This is a genomic window from Neorhizobium sp. LjRoot104 (assembly GCF_964253725.1).
Taxonomy (GTDB): Bacteria; Pseudomonadota; Alphaproteobacteria; order Rhizobiales; family Rhizobiaceae; genus Neorhizobium.
Window position 1 is genome coordinate 924,737 of sequence record NZ_CAXURS020000002.1, and the last position, 17,337, is coordinate 942,073.

At 60.3% G+C, this 17,337-nt stretch carries 15 protein-coding genes and 1 pseudogene; 15 read left to right on the forward strand and 1 reads right to left on the reverse strand.

The window, feature by feature from the left end; genetic code table 11:
• Positions 1-42 precede the first annotated feature (42 nt).
• The 15 genes from ACSQ8R_RS26525 (at position 43) to dctP (ending at position 17,143) form a co-directional block, all read left to right on the forward strand.
• A complete protein-coding gene (locus ACSQ8R_RS26525; protein ID WP_436256323.1) occupies positions 43-1,068 on the forward strand; it encodes an ABC transporter substrate-binding protein in 1,026 nt (341 codons plus the stop codon).
• Positions 1,065-1,877: an ABC transporter permease gene (locus ACSQ8R_RS26530; RefSeq protein WP_436256324.1), complete on the forward strand. Its 813-nt coding sequence runs from the start codon at positions 1,065-1,067 to the stop codon at positions 1,875-1,877. The genes ACSQ8R_RS26525 and ACSQ8R_RS26530 overlap by 4 nt, the downstream gene beginning before the upstream one ends.
• On the forward strand, positions 1,874-2,635 hold the full coding sequence (locus ACSQ8R_RS26535; RefSeq protein ID WP_436256325.1) for an ABC transporter permease: 762 nt from the start codon (positions 1,874-1,876) through the stop codon (positions 2,633-2,635). The genes ACSQ8R_RS26530 and ACSQ8R_RS26535 overlap by 4 nt, the downstream gene beginning before the upstream one ends.
• Before the next feature lie 8 nt (positions 2,636-2,643).
• Complete coding sequence (locus ACSQ8R_RS26540; RefSeq protein ID WP_436256326.1) at positions 2,644-3,936, forward strand: LLM class flavin-dependent oxidoreductase; 1,293 nt, start codon at positions 2,644-2,646, stop codon at positions 3,934-3,936.
• A gap of 248 nt (positions 3,937-4,184) precedes the next feature.
• Positions 4,185-4,952 (forward strand): SDR family NAD(P)-dependent oxidoreductase, encoded by a 768-nt coding sequence (locus ACSQ8R_RS26545; RefSeq protein WP_436256327.1) that lies wholly within the window; start codon positions 4,185-4,187, stop codon positions 4,950-4,952.
• 8 nt (positions 4,953-4,960) lie between these two features.
• Positions 4,961-6,199, forward strand: coding sequence for a D-arabinono-1,4-lactone oxidase (locus ACSQ8R_RS26550; protein ID WP_436256328.1), 1,239 nt, complete (start codon positions 4,961-4,963; stop codon positions 6,197-6,199).
• A 283-nt stretch (positions 6,200-6,482) separates the two neighbouring features.
• Complete coding sequence (locus ACSQ8R_RS26555; protein ID WP_436256329.1) at positions 6,483-7,145, forward strand: transcriptional regulator; 663 nt, start codon at positions 6,483-6,485, stop codon at positions 7,143-7,145.
• A 130-nt stretch (positions 7,146-7,275) separates the two neighbouring features.
• Positions 7,276-7,833, forward strand: coding sequence for a hypothetical protein (locus ACSQ8R_RS26560; protein ID WP_436256330.1), 558 nt, complete (start codon positions 7,276-7,278; stop codon positions 7,831-7,833).
• Between the two features lie 652 nt (positions 7,834-8,485).
• Positions 8,486-9,400: an ABC transporter substrate-binding protein gene (locus ACSQ8R_RS26565; RefSeq protein WP_436256331.1), complete on the forward strand. Its 915-nt coding sequence runs from the start codon at positions 8,486-8,488 to the stop codon at positions 9,398-9,400.
• Between the two features lies 1 nt (position 9,401).
• A complete protein-coding gene (locus ACSQ8R_RS26570) occupies positions 9,402-10,196 on the forward strand; it encodes an ABC transporter ATP-binding protein (RefSeq protein ID WP_436256332.1) in 795 nt (264 codons plus the stop codon).
• Positions 10,193-11,014, forward strand: coding sequence for an ABC transporter permease (locus ACSQ8R_RS26575; protein ID WP_436256333.1), 822 nt, complete (start codon positions 10,193-10,195; stop codon positions 11,012-11,014). The genes ACSQ8R_RS26570 and ACSQ8R_RS26575 overlap by 4 nt, the downstream gene beginning before the upstream one ends.
• A 44-nt stretch (positions 11,015-11,058) precedes the next feature.
• Entirely contained in the window at positions 11,059-12,690 is a 1,632-nt protein-coding gene (locus ACSQ8R_RS26580; RefSeq protein WP_436256334.1) for an ATP-dependent acyl-CoA ligase, read from the forward strand.
• Between the two features lie 641 nt (positions 12,691-13,331).
• On the forward strand, positions 13,332-15,221 hold the full coding sequence (locus tag ACSQ8R_RS26585; protein ID WP_436256335.1) for a bifunctional sugar phosphate isomerase/epimerase/4-hydroxyphenylpyruvate dioxygenase family protein: 1,890 nt from the start codon (positions 13,332-13,334) through the stop codon (positions 15,219-15,221).
• A 9-nt stretch (positions 15,222-15,230) separates the two neighbouring features.
• Positions 15,231-16,124, forward strand: a complete 894-nt coding sequence (locus tag ACSQ8R_RS26590; RefSeq protein WP_436256336.1) for an SMP-30/gluconolactonase/LRE family protein — start codon at positions 15,231-15,233, stop codon at positions 16,122-16,124.
• A gap of 32 nt (positions 16,125-16,156) precedes the next feature.
• Positions 16,157-17,143, forward strand: a complete 987-nt coding sequence (dctP, locus tag ACSQ8R_RS26595) for a TRAP transporter substrate-binding protein DctP (RefSeq protein ID WP_436256337.1) — start codon at positions 16,157-16,159, stop codon at positions 17,141-17,143.
• Positions 17,144-17,161: 18 nt separating this feature from the next.
• On the opposite strand, the pseudogene ACSQ8R_RS26600 reads toward dctP, so the two are convergent.
• Positions 17,162-17,334, reverse strand: a pseudogene (locus tag ACSQ8R_RS26600) (GntR family transcriptional regulator); the annotation flags it as partial.
• Between the last annotated feature and the right edge of the window lie 3 nt (positions 17,335-17,337).

Sequence of the window (17,337 nt, forward strand, 5' to 3'; positions counted from 1 at the left end):
GAGACGACAATTCACAGCCAATCAAAAGCACAGAGAGGAACCATGCTTAAAAAACGACAGCTTCTGGCGGCGCTTGCCGCAACCGTCATCGGTATTCAAGGTTTGGCCTACAGCGCGACCCCGGTCGCTGCCCAGCAAATGGTCAATGCGAGCTTGCGCCTCAAATGGCTGACACAGTCCCAGTTCGCCGGCTTCTACGTCGCGCTGGAAAAGGGGTACTACAAGGATGAGGGCATCAACCTCACCATCAACCCCGGCGGCCCCAATCTGTTGACCGAAAACCTGGTGGCGACCGGCGCCGATACCTTCGGTCTTTCAGGCGGCACCGATAGCGTCTTTGCCGCCCGCGACAAGGGCCTGCCGATCGTCTGCATCGGCGTGGCGCATCAGGTCACGCCGTTCGTTTTCGTCACCTACAAGGATGGCCCGGTCAAGACGGTGCAAGACTTCAAGGGCAAGAAGGTGACGGCCTGGTTCACCGGCGCAAACCACGTGTTGTCCGCCATGTTGTCCAAGGCTGGCATCAAGCCGGGCGAAGTGGATCTCCAGCCGCAGCAGGTGTCGATGACCCCGTTCATCGACAGGCAGGTCGATGTGGCGACCGCAACCCGCTACAACGAACTGCAGGTCGTTGCTGCGCGCGCCGGCATGGACAACCTGCGGATCTTCGTCCCCGAAGATAGCGGCGTCTCCTTTCCGCGCGATACGCTGATCGTCTCGGAACAGACCGCCAAGGAAAAGCCGGAACTGGTCGAGAAATTCCTGCGTGCCAGCATCAAGGGCTGGAAATACGCTCTGACCAACGAAAAAGAAGCGATCGACATCGTCATGAAGGTGGCGCCGACCCTCGATCGCGGCCAGCAGGCGGTGATGCTCTCCGAGATCAAGAAACTGATGGTCGCCGGAAAGGGCGGCACCGATGGCCTCTTCGCCATCGACAAGGCTGCCGTCGGTTCCGCCAACAGCCTGCTCGCTGAATACAAGGTCATCTCCAAGCCTGTCGATCTCGACGCCGCGTTCGACGACAGCTTCCTGTCGAAGATCCCCGTCGCGGAAAAGCGGCTATGAGCCTCTCCGGCCCGTCCGATGCAGTATTGGCCGGTGCTTCCCTGTCCGCCGTAAAGGCGGGCAGGTTTGTTTCAATACTGAAATCGCTGATCTGGATCGCCGCATTCCTGTTGGCGGTAGAGTTGATCGTCGTGACGCTGGGAATCAGGCCCTATTACCTGCCGCGACCGAGCGCGATCGCGGCCGCTTTCCTGGCCACGCCACAGGCCTATCTCTTGAGCATGTGGCGTACTCTGCTGGAGACGGTCGTCGGTTTCGTCGCCGGCAGTCTTTTCGGTGTCGCGATGGGCGTGCTCTTCCACCGCTGGACCATTCTGAGAGAGCTGTTCTTTCCTCTCTTCGTGGTGTCGCAGACCATTCCCGTCATTGCCTTCGGCGCCATCGTCGTCCTGTGGTTCGGAAACACGCTGTTCGCCAAGGCGGTCATTTCCTTCTACATCAGCTTCCTGCCGGTCACGGTGAATGCCCTCCTCGGGTTTGCGGCGGTCGATCCCCGCCAGGTCGCGTTGATGCGCAGCTTCGGCGCCAAGGAAGGCCAGATCCTGCGCCGTCTCTATCTGCCAGCCGCGCTGCCGCAGATTTTCGTTGCCCTCAAGCTGGCCTCCTCGCTGTCGCTGATCGGTGCCATCGTCGGCGAATGGTTCGGCGATACGACCGGCCTCGGCGTGCTTCTGCTGCAGGCAATGTACAACGAGAACGTCGTCGGCATCTGGGTCACCATCGTCGCCTCTGCCTGCCTGGGGATCGGCCTTTATGCGGTCGTCTCCGAACTGGAGCGACGGATCGTATTCTGGGGAGCCGAACAATGACCACTGTCGCTGCAAGCAGCAACGCACGCCGCATCAGCCGCGGTTTCGCCGGCGCTTTCCTCCTCGCTGCAATCTGGGAATTGAGTGTCCGCGGTTTCAATCTCCCGGCCTATATTCTGCCCTCCGTCAGCAGTATTATCGCCGGATTGATCGCCGACGCGGGCGACCTCGCCTCGGCTGCCCGCTTTACGGCGGTGGAAGCCCTGGCTGGCTATCTGCTGGGCTGCGTCATCGGCATCGCCGCCGCCGTGGGAGTGAGCATGGTTCCCCGCACCCGCGGGGCCGTGATGTCCGCCGCGACGGCCATCAACTCGGTGCCGGTCGTCGCCTATTCGCCGCTCGTCCTGCTCTGGTTCGGCATCGGCATGACGTCCAAGATCGTCATGGTCGCTGTTGCAGTCAGCTTCACCGTCTTTCTAAGCACCGTTGCAGGGCTCGATCGCGTCGATCGCAAATCGGTCGACCTGGTCCGCTCGTTCGGTGCCGGGCGGATGGCGGTGCTCTGGCGCCTACGCCTCCCCACGGCGCTGCCGCTGATCATCGCCGGCATGCGGGTATCGACCGTCCGCAGCGTCATCGTCGCCATCGTGACCGAAATGCTGGGTGCCTATGGCGGCCTCGGCTGGGTGATCTATCAGGCCGTATTGCAGATCGATTTCGTGCAGGTCTGGGCGGCGATCATCGTCGCGTCGGCGATCAGCCTCTGCTTCTTCGGTGCGATCAGTTTCGTCGAGCAGCGTTACATCTTCTGGAAATGAGCAATCCCATGACGCGTCGTATTCACCTCGGCCTCTTTCTTCTGGGCACCGGCAGCCATGTCGCGGGATGGCGGATGCCGGGGGCTATGGACAGTTTTCAGGATATCGAGATGATCAGAAGCATCGCCGCGGAGGCGGAGCGCGGTCTGTTCGATCTCATTTTCATGGGCGACAACCTCAACGCTGATCCCGGCGCCCACCCATCCTACACGGCGCGGCTCGAGCCGCTCACGCTTCTGGCCGCGATCGCCGGCGCGACGCGTTACATCGGCCTCGGCGCCACGATGTCGACCACCTACAGCGATCCGTTCACGGTGGCACGCGCCTTCGCCTCGCTCGACCACATCAGCGGAGGCCGAGCGGCCTGGAACGCAGTAACCACAGCCAACCCGGCGGCGGCGGCCAACTTCGGAACGATCCATCCGGACCATTCCAAACGTTACGAAATCGCCGAGGAATTCCTGACCGTCGTGCGGGGTCTGTGGGACTGTTGGGCCGACGACGCAATCGTCGCCGACCGGCAAAGCGGCGTTTATATCGATGCAACAAAGGTCCGGGCACTCGATCACGACGGCACCCATTTCAAGGTCAAGGGACCGATCAACATCGGCCGTTCTCCGCAGGGGCAGCCGATCATCCTGCAGGCCGGTGGTTCCGGGCCGGGGCAGGAGCTTGCGGCCAAGTCCGCGGATGTGGTGTTCTCTGTCACGCAGGATCTCGAGGAGGCTCGCGCCTTCTATGCCTCCGTCAAAGGGCGGCTGCCGAAATATGGACGTGCTGCGGATTCGATGGTCGTCTTGCCAGGCGTGATGCCGATCGTCGGGCACACCGAGCGCGAGGCGCACAACAAACTCGCCGAGTTGCAGGGGTTCGTCAGCGAGACCAACGGGTTGTCCATTCTCAGCGATCGCTTCGGCGTGGATATGAGCCAGTACGACCTCGACGGACCGATCCCCGATATCGGTCCCTCCGACAATTATCATGCCTTTGCCCGCGTCATGCTGGACAAGGCGAGACGCGAAAACATGCGGCTCCGCGACCTTTACAATCTCGTGGCTGCGGCGCGTGGGCACTGGGTTCTTTGTGGCACGCCGGAATATATAGCGAATACGCTGGAGACGTGGTTCACGACGGGTGCTGCGGACGGTTTCAACATCATGCCATCGCATTTTCTCGGCGGATTGACGGATTTCATCGACATGGTGGTCCCGCTCCTGCAGGACCGGGGGCTTTACCGCACGGCATACGAAGGAACGACCCTGCGCGACCGAATGGGTTTGGCAAAACCTCTGCGGGTCTAGAATGCGTCAGGCTGTCTTGGAGCCTTGGAGAGACTTCCTTGGCTCGTGGACAATCGACACGCTTCAGCACCCTCCGACGTACCCGAACAGCATGGGGCCAAGTCAGCAATAGACCGCGGCGCAAAACTAGGCCAATCTGCCTCTATCAAGCAGAAGTATAGCCGCCCATCGCCGGCCGGAGAACAAGAGGCGCGAAAAGAGCCCCGCTCTGTCACCAATCGGCCGCTATCGACAATGTTGGAGGATGAATGGCTGGTCGTCTGGACGGTAAGGTCGCGCTCATCAGTGGCGGCGCGGGTGGATGCGGCCTTGCCGCGGCCGAACTTTTTGCCCGGGAAGGCGCAGCAGTGGGGATCGTCGATTTGCCGCACAGCCAGGGGGCGGCTGTCGCCGCCCGCTTGCGGGACGAAGGCCTGAAGGTAACATTTGCGCCCGCCGACGTTTCCGACGAGCTGCAGGTGCAACAGGCGGTAGATGCGATTTCCGGCGAACTCGGACCGATAACGGTGCTGTTCAATCATGCCGGAACGATCATCATCCGGCCGTTCCTCGAAACCTCGGTGGAGGACTGGGATCGGCTGATGGCCATCAATGTCCGTAGCATGTTCCTGATGACGCGGGCCGTCCTGCCGCATATGATCGAGGCGGGTGGCGGGTCGATCGTCTGCACGTCGTCGATCTCGGCGGTCGCCGCGACGCCGATGGAAGTTCTCTACGATACGACCAAGGGTGCATGCCACATGTTTGCCAGGGCGATCGCGGTCGAATTTCGCGACCGCAACATCCGCTGCAATGCGGTCTGCCCCGGCTTCATCCAGACGCCGCATGGCCGGAAGGAAGTCGAGGAGCTGACCCGCTACGGGATCGACGTCTCGGACGCAGCGATCGCTGCCCAGCAGGGCAGGATGTGCCGCCCGGACGAGGTCGCCAAGGCGGCGCTTTATCTCGCGAGCGACGACGCCAGCTTCGTCAGCGGTACCCATCTGTTTGTCGATAATTGTTTTACAGCGATGTGAGGGGAAACATGGCTCTGGAAAAAGGCGGCCTTTGGCGCAACTGGGTCGGCAATCAATATTGCGTTTCGCAATTCAAGGCATCGCCGGAAACGGAAGCCGAAGTGGCAGAGCTTGTCCACGAAGCGGAAAGGCGTGATCTGGCAGTCCGTGTTTCGGGCTCGGGACATTCCTTCACGCCTGTCGTCGGCACCAACGGACTGTTGCTGTCGCTCGCAAATCTGCGCGGCGTGCAGAATATCGACCGCGAGCGGAAACAGGTCACGGTGGCAGGCGGAACGCGCATCAACGAAGTCGGCAGGACGCTGAAAGAACACGGTCTTTCGTTGATCAACCAGGGCGATATCGACAGCCAGGCCGTCGCCGGTGCGTTTACCACCGGAACCCACGGAACCGGGATCAAGCTCGGAAACCTGGCCTCGTCGATTGCCGGCATGCGTATCGTCACCGCCAGCGGGGATGTTCTCGATATAGACGGTCGCGACAGCGACAGGCTGCATGCGGCCCAGGTCTCGGTGGGAACGCTCGGGGTCATTTCCTCACTGACGCTCAACGTGATCGACGCCTATAACCTGCACGAGCGCCTCTGGCGGGACGACTTCGAGACCTGCATGGAGCGTCACGACGAACTGGCTTCCAGGCACCGCCATTTCGGCTTCTTCTGGTGCCCGACGCCCGAAAGCCGCCACCTTTACTGCCTTCCGGACACGTCTGCGGTATCGAGCACGAACAAGCTGGCCGATGTCTGCGAAATGAAGGTGATGGACATCACGAAAGACCCTCCTATGGAGAGCGAATTCGAAAAGATCGCCTATAGTTCCGAGGTCTATCCGATCGAATACGTGCCGAATTTCGTCGAACTTGAATATGCGGTTCCTCTCGAGCACGGCAAGGCCGCGATAAGGGCTGTCCGGGATCTGATGCTGAACAAGCATACCAACTGCATCTATCCGATCGAATACCGTTTTACCGCCGGCGATCCGGCATGGATGAGCCCCTTTCACCACCAGGACAGCATCACCCTGTCGGTATCAGGTGGTCCGGGTATCGATTACTGGCCCTTCCTGAAGGACGTCGATCAAATTCTGGGCGGATACAATTCCCGCCCGCATTGGGGAAAGATGCATTTCCTCGACAGGGATGACGTCACAAGGCTCTACCCTCGCGCCGAAGAGTTTCGAGAGCTGAGACGGGATCTGGATCCGAAAGGACGGTTCCTGAACGAACACTTGAAGATGTTATTTGCATAAAGTCGCGTCTTGACCGGCCCTTCTCTTGCAGAGGGGATGGCTCATGGTTGTGGGGCTGCTCCGGTTTGTGTGTTCAGGTGCGGTCAGTATCGCAGCTATCTGGCCAGCACTCGATTGCCGGCGGGCGACCCTTTGGGCGTAACCAAAGGCGATCCGGGACCGCATTCGGAGCGTGGTATCGCCAGGGGTATGGACCACCAGCGCGATAACGGTTATTTGCAGGGCTTGTCGCGATGCTGAAACGTCGCCGAAACATCACCGCAGATACCCAAGGCTTCTCGAAGTGAAAAAAGTCCAACGCAGCTTTGCCGTAGAATACAAATCCGGTCGACGAAAACTCAATTCCAAACCGAACTCGATCTGGGGAGACACGGATCTCAAGTCCGTTGCGCGAGATCTGCAGGACGAGGCAATGCCATTTCTGTCCGTAGGTCCTCAGGCTGGCGGCGGCGAGATGTCTTTCTCTGGAGAAGAACAGACCTCGGCGTTGTTGACACGGCCGATCGAGCAGGAGAAAAAGGCATCGGCTTTACAGGAGACCATAATGGCCGACGAAAACAATACGATGACTGATGCTGATACGCCGGCCGCAACGGCGCTTGATGTACCGAAGAAGGAGCGCAAACCTCGCGCCAAGAAGGCGGCGCCTGAAACGGCCTCAGTGGCAGTTTCGGCCCAACCGGCAGCCGCTTCCAATGCCGCAGCTGCAAAGCCGAGGAGAGGCCGTAAGGCAAAGTCCGACGAAGGCGTGACGAGTGCCAAGCGCGCGCCCGTCAAACGTGCTCCGAAGGTTGTGCAGGCAGCGGCTGCACCGTCGGTGCCGGCTGTTGACGAGTTCGCGGATCTTCTGCAGTTGGAAGAGGAAAACCAAAAGCTGCGCAAGCTGCTGGCCGAGAAGCTCCGCACCGAGAATGCCGATCTGCGAAAGCGGCTCAATCTCGGCTGATCGGCAGCATTCGGCCAAGCGCTGGCCGCATTTTCATGCTTATCGCAATGAACCCTTGGCGGCAGTCAATCCTGCCGCCAATGCTTTTGCTCGCAGTCTGCATGCGGGATAGAATTCGAGGTCGAATAAAATGGCGTCTCCATGGAAACTTCTTGCCCGGCTGGTATCACCGCGACGTCAGAGGCAGGAACACGGCTCGACCGATGACGTGAAGCCGGAGGTATTGGCTATCGCCAAGCCAACCGAAACGGCTGCCGAACACGGCTTGAACGCCGCGGAGACTCCGATCGACGAAAAGCCGGTCGCTGACGAACAATCGGAGGCGTTGTTAGCGACCCCTGATCATTCCGAAGAAACGACAGGCGATCTTCACGGCACGGCAGTTGTCGAAGGCGTCGGGCTTCCGGACGGGGCTGATCCGACCCTGTCCGATGACGCCGATACCGTCTCACGCGATGCACCGAAGCCCTCGCAGACCGGAGAAGGGGCAACGCGAAAGCGCAGCAATCGGGGCAGGAAAGCGGAGGCGATCGAAGTCGTTCCCCCGCCCTCTCCAAGCGTTCCCGCCGTTTCTGACGATGCAATCAGCCTTGATGCAGAGATCAGGTTGCTCCGGGACCAGCTGGCGAGAAAGCTTCAGCTGCAGAATGCGCAACTGAAGAAGATGCTGGAACGGTTCGAACGCTGATCGTGTGATTGTCCATCGCGGCCAATCGAGCCAACGCGTCCTCATGCTTTTGCGCCGCGACCATCGTCCTATGTGCCCCCGGATGACCGGGGCACTTCCTTCGAGCCATGTGAGATATCGGCTTGTGACCTTGTTCCTTTTGCCGTCGCAGGTCTCCGCTAGTTTCACACGGAAGCGGCCGCCCGGGCGGGGCGGGGCCGCGGGATGTTGGTCGCCCCAGAGTAAGGCTCCCAGCCCTGCGCTGACGATCCGTCACGCAATCGGCAGCGCATCTGATTGAGTTGAGCACCGCAGGTGCGCCGGCTGTTGAAACGGATCAAGGCCGACGGTGCGGCATCGACCCTCTTGGGCTTCTCGATGCAAAAGACGAATTCCTGCCGACGTACATTATTATATTGTTTCAATAGCTTAGGTCGCTATCCGCAACAAGGCCATCTTCCTTGGGGAGGTTGCGCCATCCGTGAAATTCTAGCCAAAAAAACTTTAAGCTTCAAATTGACACTGCGGATTTTCGCCCCTAGGCTAACCCCGGTTGAGAAAAACGCGACGCAGATCGCGTGTGGGGATGAGGCATTCGAGAGATTGTTGGCTGCAGCCTTCGGCTGCATATCCGAATAGAATCTTGGCGGTTGTCAAAAAAGGTGAGGTTACAATGGAACTGAGAAGCTTGCTCCTGGCCGCGGCCTTTGTCGGCCTTGCTGCAACCGCCCAGGCCGAGCCGGTCGTGATGGCGATCGGTACCGATGCCGCGTTTGCGCCTTTCTACCTGGCGCAACAGCGGGGCATCTTTAAGAAACACGGGCTCGAAGTCGAGTTCCTGAAGTTCTCGAACGGCGGGGAAGCGGTCGATTCCGTAATTGCCGGCCAGGCGAATCTTGCCGGTGCCGCCGAGCAGACAACGATGATCCGCATGGCACGCGGCGCCGATCTGCGCCCCACGACGATTTACGAGGAATCCGGCAGCTATCTGAAGCTGGCCGTAAAGCCCGGCATTACGGACCCCAAGCAGATCAAGAGCTTCGGCGTCGTGAAAGGCAGCGTCAGCGAATATTCGACCAGCCTGACGATGACCAAATACGGGCTTGATCCTTCCGCCATGAAGATTGTACCGGCAGGGCCGCCGGAACTGCCCGCATTGCTCGCCCGCGGCGATGTCGATGCATTCTTCGTATGGGAACCGTGGCCGGGCCTTGCGGTCAAGCAGGGTGCGAAAACGCTGTTGACCAGCGGCGATGTCGGCTACGCCTATACGATGTGGCTTACCGCATCCGGCGCATGGTTCGATGGCCACAAGGAAGCGGCAAAAAATGCCGTTGCCGCCCTTGCGGAGGTCAACGCCCAGATTGCTGCCGATCCGGACAAGGCTGCTGCCGAATTCCAGACGATCACCAAACTGCCGGCCGCTGATACGATCGGCTTCCTCAAGTCGACAAACTGGGCCGTTCGGCCCTTTACGGAAACGGACCACGCGGGCTTCGACAAGATCGTCGAATTCCTGGTGTCGCAGAAGATCGTCAACGCCAAGCCCGACTTCCGCACTGCCATGACCAAGGGCAAGGTGAACTGATATGGCGAAAGGTGTTGGCATAACGCTTTCGGATGTCGCGATTACCTTCGACAGTCACTGCGTGGTTGACGGCGCCAATCTCGATATCGCCGAGGGAGAGTTCATCTGTCTCCTCGGCCCCAGTGGCTGCGGAAAATCTACGCTGCTGAACGTCATCGCGGGCTTTGTGCCCGCGGCTGGCACGATCAAGGCGGGTGGCAAGCCGGTCAAGGCGCCGGGCGTCGATCGCGGCATCGTGTTCCAGAGTTCCGAAGCATTATTCCCCTGGCTGAGTGTGCTGGAAAATGTCGAATACGGACCCCGTGTCCGCGGTGTCCCGGCTGCAAAACGCAAGGCGTCGGCGCTGGAATATCTTGCCATGGTCGGTCTTTCGCATTCGGCCGACAAATTTCCGGCTCAGCTTTCAGGGGGCATGCGCCAAAGAGCGCAAATCGCCCGTGTACTCGCCAACGAACCATCGGTCATCCTGATGGATGAACCTTTCGGCGCGCTCGATGCCCAAACCCGTGAAATCCTGCAGCGCGAGGTCGCCCGCATCTGGCGAGCTACCGGCACGACCATCGTTTTCGTCACGCATGACATTTCGGAGGCCGTCATCCTTGCAGACCGGGTGGTGACCATGACCGCAGGTCCGCGGGCCAAAATCAAGAACATCGTCTCGGTCGATATCGCGCATCCGCGCGACCTCAGTTCGCCTCGGGCGATCGAACTCCAGAATATCTTGCGCGAGGATATTTCGGCCGAGGTCGGCCGGACGCTGAAGACGCAAGGATTAATTTCGGAGAATGCGGCATGAGTTCGACAGACACAGTGCCCACACCGGCCGCAGCCCGGAAAGCGGGTTTGCCGGGAAAGTTGCCTTATTGGCTTCTCCACATGCTTCCGGGCGCACTTTCCGTCGTGGCCGGGGTTATCGTCTGGCAGCTGATGAGCCTTCGGGTTGCGCCGCTGTTCCTGCCTTCGCCCTATGATACCGCGCTTGCCCTGATCGAACTGTCGGCCGACGGCACACTGCAGATGTCCGTGGCCGCGTCCGCCTACCGTATCCTGTTCGGTTGGGCGGCCGGCGTGGTCATCGGCATTCCGCTCGGCATTTTCATGGGCATGCTGCCGGTGGTGAGGCGCGTCTTCGACCCCTATATCGAGTTCTTCCGCTTCATTCCGCCGATCGCCTTCGTCACCCTGTCGGTGATCTGGCTCGGGCCGGGGGAAATTTCGAAGATCGCGCTGATCTTCTACACCACCGTTTTCATCGTGACCCTGAACACGATCGCCGGCGCCAAGGCGACGCTCGAAATGCGCCTGCAGGCCGCGTCCGCACTCGGCGCCAATCGCTGGCAGATCCTGACGACCGTCGTGGTGCCTTCGACCGTGCCATACATGGTAACTGGTGCGAGGATAGCGATGGGCAATTCGTTCCTGACCATAGTCTCGGCCGAAATCGTCGCGGCTCAGGAGGGCTTGGGTGCGCTGATCTGGAATGCCCGCAATTTCGGGCGGACGGACTGGGTATTTGCCGGCATCATCGTGCTCGGCCTGCTCGGCCTCTGCTTCGACCGGATCTTGCGTTATGGCACCACAAAATTCCTGCACCGCTATCAGATCCGCCATTGAGAGTGACGGCCCATCGCGGGCGTATGAAGTTTATGAGGATCAGGATGAATTCCGACCAGAACGAGCTGCTCATGGCGGAAAATGTCTTCCAGCTTCGCGAAATGTTTCCGCCACAGGCGCGGACTTTTCCAGAACTGCTGACCCGCCAGGCCGAACGTTACGGTAACCGCAAGCTGATAACCCTGGGCGACCGGGTGCTGAGCTTTGCGCAGACGCGGACACTGGCCTCGACCGCCGGACAGACATTGCGGATGGCGGGTATCAAGGCCGGCGATACGGTCGCGATCATGTGCAGCAACCGGCTTGAATTCCTGCAGGTGCTTCTTGGCTGCGCATGGTGCGGCGCAATCGCCGTGCCGCTCAACACCGCCTCGCGCGGCGCCCAGCTGGAGCATATCCTGAAGAACTGCGGCGCAAGACTGGCCGTGGTCGAAACAGCCCATCTTGGGGTCTTCGATGCTCTTTCCGGCACCCATCTTCCGCTTCAGCAGATCTGGACGGTGGGAGACGTGTCTGCAGACATGGCTCTTGCCTGGCCGCATTGCCCGATCCCCGAGCAGAATGGTGAGATGGACGCCTATCCGAGCCGGCCGTCGGATACGGTCGCAATCCTCTACACCTCCGGTACAACGGGTGTTTCGAAAGGCGTATGCTGCCCTCATGCGCAATATTTCTGGTGGGGCATCCACACGGCGGCATTGCTCGGCGTGTCCGAAACCGACGTGCTGCTGACCTGCCTGCCGCTCTTCCACACGAATGCGCTGAACACTCTTTTCCAGGCGCTGTTGACCGGGGCGTCGATGGTCCTCGAACCGAAATTCTCGGTGTCGAGGTTCTGGGCGTCGCTTGCCGCGCATGAGGCAACCGTCACATATCTGCTTGGGGCGATGGTTCCGATGCTGCTGTCCAGGGAAGCCAGCGAGGCCGATCGCTTTCACAAGACCCGAATCGCCCTTGCCCCCGGCGTTCCGCCGCAGTTTCATGCGCCGTTCACCGAACGCTTCGGCGTGGCGATCCGCGATGGGTATGGATCCACGGAAACCAATTTCGTCATCAGCGCCCTGTCGCACGAACAGAGGCTGGGCAGTATGGGAAAGGTCCGGCCCGGCTTCGAGATTGCGGTATTCGATGAGGACGACAACGAAGTGCCCGACGGCACTCCCGGCGAACTGGTGATCCGGTCGTCAGAACCATTCTCGATTGCGACCGGTTATTTCGGCATGCCGGAGAAAACCGTCGAAGCCTGGCGTAATCTCTGGTTCCATTCCGGCGACCGGGTGACCAAGGATAGCGACGGATATGTCCAGTTCCTCGATCGGATGAAGGACGCCATCCGTCGCCGTGGCGAAAACATCTCGTCATTCGAGGTCGAGCAAGTATTGGTAGCACATCCGGCGATCGAGAATGCCGCGGTGTTCCCGGCGCGTTCGGAACTGGCCGAGGACGAGGTAATGGCGTCGATCGTCCTTAAAGCGGGCATGACGCTGACGCCGGTCGAACTGATGGATTTCTGCCAGCCGCGCATGTCCTATTTTTCCGTGCCGCGTTTTCTCGATTTCGTCGAGGGGCTGCCGCTCACGGAAAACGGCAAGGTTCAGAAGTTCAAGCTGATCGAGCGTGGTATCACGGACAGCACCTGGGATAGGGAAAAATCAGGCTATAAATTGGTCCGGTGACTGTCACAATCCAGGCAGATCCAGTCCGGCTTATATCCAGCGGCCCTGAAGTAGTCTGCGTATTCTGTCTGTGTGAATTGCGGGATCGGGGTGTCCACTGCATCCCACCAAGCATCGATCTTCCGCGCCGGCCGGGCAAGATCGAGTTCGCTGATGGCTCCCGGAACCTCCAGCAGATCCAGGAATCGGCCGGCGTCCTGCAATTGGGAGCCGGCATCGACGCGAACCCGGTCTTGGTGGAGCGCGGCCCCAAGCCTCTGGGACGTTGGCTGAAATTCGACACGTTGGGTCGGTGGCGATTGCCATTGGCTTCTACACGACGAGCAGGTCCTTACCCTTTCATCCGGCTCGGGCTGTGAACTTGACACGAACTAGTTCGTACAATATTCAAAATCTGCTACGATGCGGCAGCCAAGGAGGAGGGCGGCGGTTTCCGGTGCGGGTTTAAGAGCCCGATCGGGTACTTTCGATATCGGCATGAATGAACCCTCGAAGCCACTGAAGGCGGGCCTGATCGGTTCGCATATCCAAAGCTCCCTCACGCCTGTCGTACACGGCATGGCCGTCTTCCGGGCGATCCGGGCTTTTGTAGCATTGGCGACACCATTGGATCTCAGCGATCCTCGCCAGGGAGCGAACCCATGAAGACGTCGATAGCCACGGTTTCGATCAGCGGGGAACTGCCGGAGAAGCTTGAGGCGATTGCCCAGGCTGGTTTCGATGGGGTGGAGATCTTCGAGAACGATTTCCTCGCCTTCGACGGCAGCCCGAAGGATGTCGGCAGGATGGTCCGCGATTTCGGCCTGGAGATCACCCTGTTCCAGCCGTTCCGCGACTTCGAGGGCATGCCCGCCTCGCATCGGAGCCGCACCTTCGATCGAGCCGAGCGCAAGTTCGACGTGATGCAGGAACTCGGCACCGACCTCGTGCTGGTCTGCTCCAACGTCTCGCCGGTCTCGCTCGGCGGCATCGACCGGGCGGCGGCCGATTTCCACGAGCTCGGCGAGCGGGCGGCAAAACGCGGCCTGCGCGTCGGTTACGAGGCGCTCGCCTGGGGCCGGCATATCAACGACCACCGCGATGCCTGGGAGATCGTGCGGCGCGCCGACCATCCCAGTATCGGCCTGATCCTCGACAGTTTTCACACGCTGTCGCGCAGAATAGACATCAATTCGATCCGCTCCATCCCGAAGGACAAGATCTTCATCGTCCAGCTTGCCGATGCGCCGCTGATCGACATGGACCTGCTCTATTGGTCACGGCATTTCCGCAACATGCCGGGCGAGGGCGACCTGCCGGTGACGGCCTTTACCACCGCGATCGCCGAGACCGGCTACGACGGGTATTTCTCGCTGGAGATCTTCAACGACCAGTTCCGCGGCGGCTCCAGCCGGGCGATTGCCGACGATGGCCATCGCTCGCTGATCTATCTCGGCGACCAGGTGCGCCGGGCGCCGAATGTGGAAAACCTCACCGTCGCCGGGATGCCGGACCGGGCGAAGGTCGAGAGCGTCGGCTTCGTCGAGTTCTCGACCGACGAAAAGGATCTGGCCGACCTCACCGGCATCCTGCGCACGCTCGGTTTCCGGCGCACCGCGGCGCATCGTTCGAAAAAGGTCAGCATCTTCCAGCAGGGTGATATCCGGTTGATCGTCAACACAGACGAACAGGGCTTTGCGAACACCTCGTTTGCGGTCCACGGCACCTCCGCCTATGCGATGGCGCTGGTGGTGGATGATGCCAAACAGGCTTTTGCGCGCGCCATGGCGCTTGATGCCGAGCCGTTCAGCCAGCCGGTGGCGGAAGGCGAAGTCGAAATCCCGGCGATACGCGGCGTCGGCGGCGGTCTGATCTATCTGCTCGACAAAAAAAGCGATCTCGGCCGGTTTTCGGAAATCGACTTCGTGGCCGTCGAGGACGACGCGGACGTGGTGCCGGCGCATCTGCTGCGGGTCGATCATGTGGCGCAGACCGTTGCCTATGACGAGATGCTGACCTGGCTGCTGTTCTACACGTCGATCTTCGAGACCCACAAGACGCCGATGGTCGATATCATCGATCCTTCCGGCGTGGTGCGCAGCCAGGTGGTCGAAAACGCCTCCGGCACGCTCAGGATCACGCTGAACGGCGCCGAGAACCGCCGCACGCTGGCCGGGCATTTCATTGCCGAAAAATTCGGGTCCGGCGTCCAGCATCTCGCCTTCCACACCGACGACATCTTTGCGACCGCGGCGGCCTTGCGAAGGAACGGTTTTCGACCGTTGCAGATCTCGCCCAACTACTACGGCGACGTCGAAGCCCGTTTCGGTCTCGATGCGGACCTCTCGGAACGGCTGAAGGCGGAAAACATCCTCTACGACCGCGACGAGCACGGCGAATATTTCCAGCTCTACAGCATGACCTATGGCGAGGGTTTCTTTTTCGAGATCGTCGAACGGCGCGGTTATCGCGGCTACGGCGCCCCGAACGCCATCTTCCGCATCGCGGCGCTGAAGAAGGCGTTGCGGCCAGAGGGCATGCCCAAGGAGTGATGGCTGGCGATGTCCCTGAGAATTATTCCCTCCGAAAAGCTTGAATGCCTCGTGCATTCGGCCGACCAGCTCGGCGAGACACCACTCTGGTGCGACAGGACGCAAAAGCTCTGGTGGCTGGATATCGAGAAACCGAAACTGCAAAGCTTGGAGCTAGCTTCCGGCCGGCACGACGTCTTTGCCGATCCGGACATCACATTTCTCGGTAGCCAGGCCCTGACCGAGTCCGGGGGCCATCTTCTGGCGCGCGATCTTTCACTCTTCGTCCGCGATGCGCAGGGAAGGCTGGATCATTTCGCCGATGTCGAGAAAGGGCTGGACAACCGCCTGAACGATGGTCGGGTCGATGCCTGGGGACGGCTCTGGATCGGCACGATGGACAATCAGCTGCATCGCCCGAACGGCGCGCTTTACCGCGTCGATCCGGATGGTGCAGTCGACAAGATCTTCGACGACGTGATTGTCAGCAATGGCATCGCCTTTTCACCGGATCGTCGCCGGATGCATTTTACCGATACGCGCCGCTATCGCAGCTGGGTGTTCGATATGGACGCGGAGGACGGCTCCATTTCCAACCGCCGAATTTTCGCCGACTATTCTACTACTGGCGACCGGCCTGATGGTGCCTGTTTCGATGCGGATGGCGGGCTGTGGACGGCATTTTTCGGGGGTAGCCGGGTCGTGCGCTACGCGCCGGACGGCCGGATCGATACTGTTATCCCCGTGCCTGTCACCAACCCAACCTGTGTCTGCTTCGGCGGCCGTGACCTTTCCACGCTGATCATCACCACCGCGTCGAAATTTCTCTCGGAGGCGCAGCTGGCCGCCGAGCCGCTCGCAGGCGCGGTTTTCGCCGTGCACGGCGTTGCACAGGGGAGTGCGGAAAACCGTTTTCGAATTTGAGGAGGCGCCGAGGGCGCAAAAGGGAGGAAAAAATGCAGGTTCTATCGAGAAGACAGGTTTTGGCCGGTTCGGCGGCTCTTGCGGCCATGGCCGCGGTTCCGGGCACAGCGCTTGCTGCAACCAAGCTGCGCTTTGCGGATGTAACGACGGCCGATGCACCGCGGTCGCTGGCCTTGACGAACATCTTCGCCAAAGAAATAGGCGCGGACTATGAATTCCAGGGCTATTTCGGCTCGACGCTCTTTAAGCAGGGCACCGAGCTTGTCGCTGTCCAACGCGGCAATCTTGAAATGGCGATGCTGCCGCCGTCCGATTTTGCCAAGCAGGCGCCGGAATTCGATATCCTCGGCGCCGCCTACGTGGTGCGCGATGCCGATCACCTGACTAAAATCTTCGAAAGCGATATCGGCGAGGATTTCCGCAAAGCGGCCCGCGAGAAGCTGAAAGTCGAGATCCTGGCGCCGGCTTATTACGGCGCCCGCCACGTCAACCTCAAGGGATCGAAAAAGGTATCCAAGCCGGAGGATCTGGCAAGCGTGAAGATGCGCATGCCTGGCGGCGAGAGCTGGCAGTTTCTCGGCAAGGCGATCGGCGCCAATCCGGTGGCGATGGACTACGCTGAGGTCTATACCGGCCTGCAGACCGGCGCGATAGACGCACAGGACAATCCGCTGCCCAACGACAAGCTGATGAAGTTCTACGAAGTCACGAACCAGATCGTCCTGACCGGCCACAATATCGGTTTCGGCTTGCTCCTGATCGGCTCCAATGTCTTCGACAAGCTGCCGGAAGCCGAGCAGAAGCGTATGCGCGACGTCGCCAAAAAGGCATTCGCCTGGAGTACCGCCGAATATATCAAGCAGGAGAAGGAGCTGATCGGCTTCTTCAGGGAGAAGGGACTTGAGGTTTACGAGCCGGACGTTGCGGCATTCCGCGACTATGCCCAAAAGCAGTACCTGAGCTCGCCGCTCTCGTCGTCCTGGCCGAAGGGCATGCTTGATCGTATCAACAAGGTCTGAGGCCGATCGGCGACCGTATCAGCAGATACGGCCGTTTTTCAGCACATGCTCGATATCGTTCGGACATGCCGCGTCAGCATGTCCTGCGCGCCCTCCACGTCCCGCTTCATCGCGAGATCGAAGAGCAGCCGGTGGTCGTCCACTACCGGTTTGCCGCGAAATCTCTCGGCCTGCAGATGATAACGCAGGAAGGC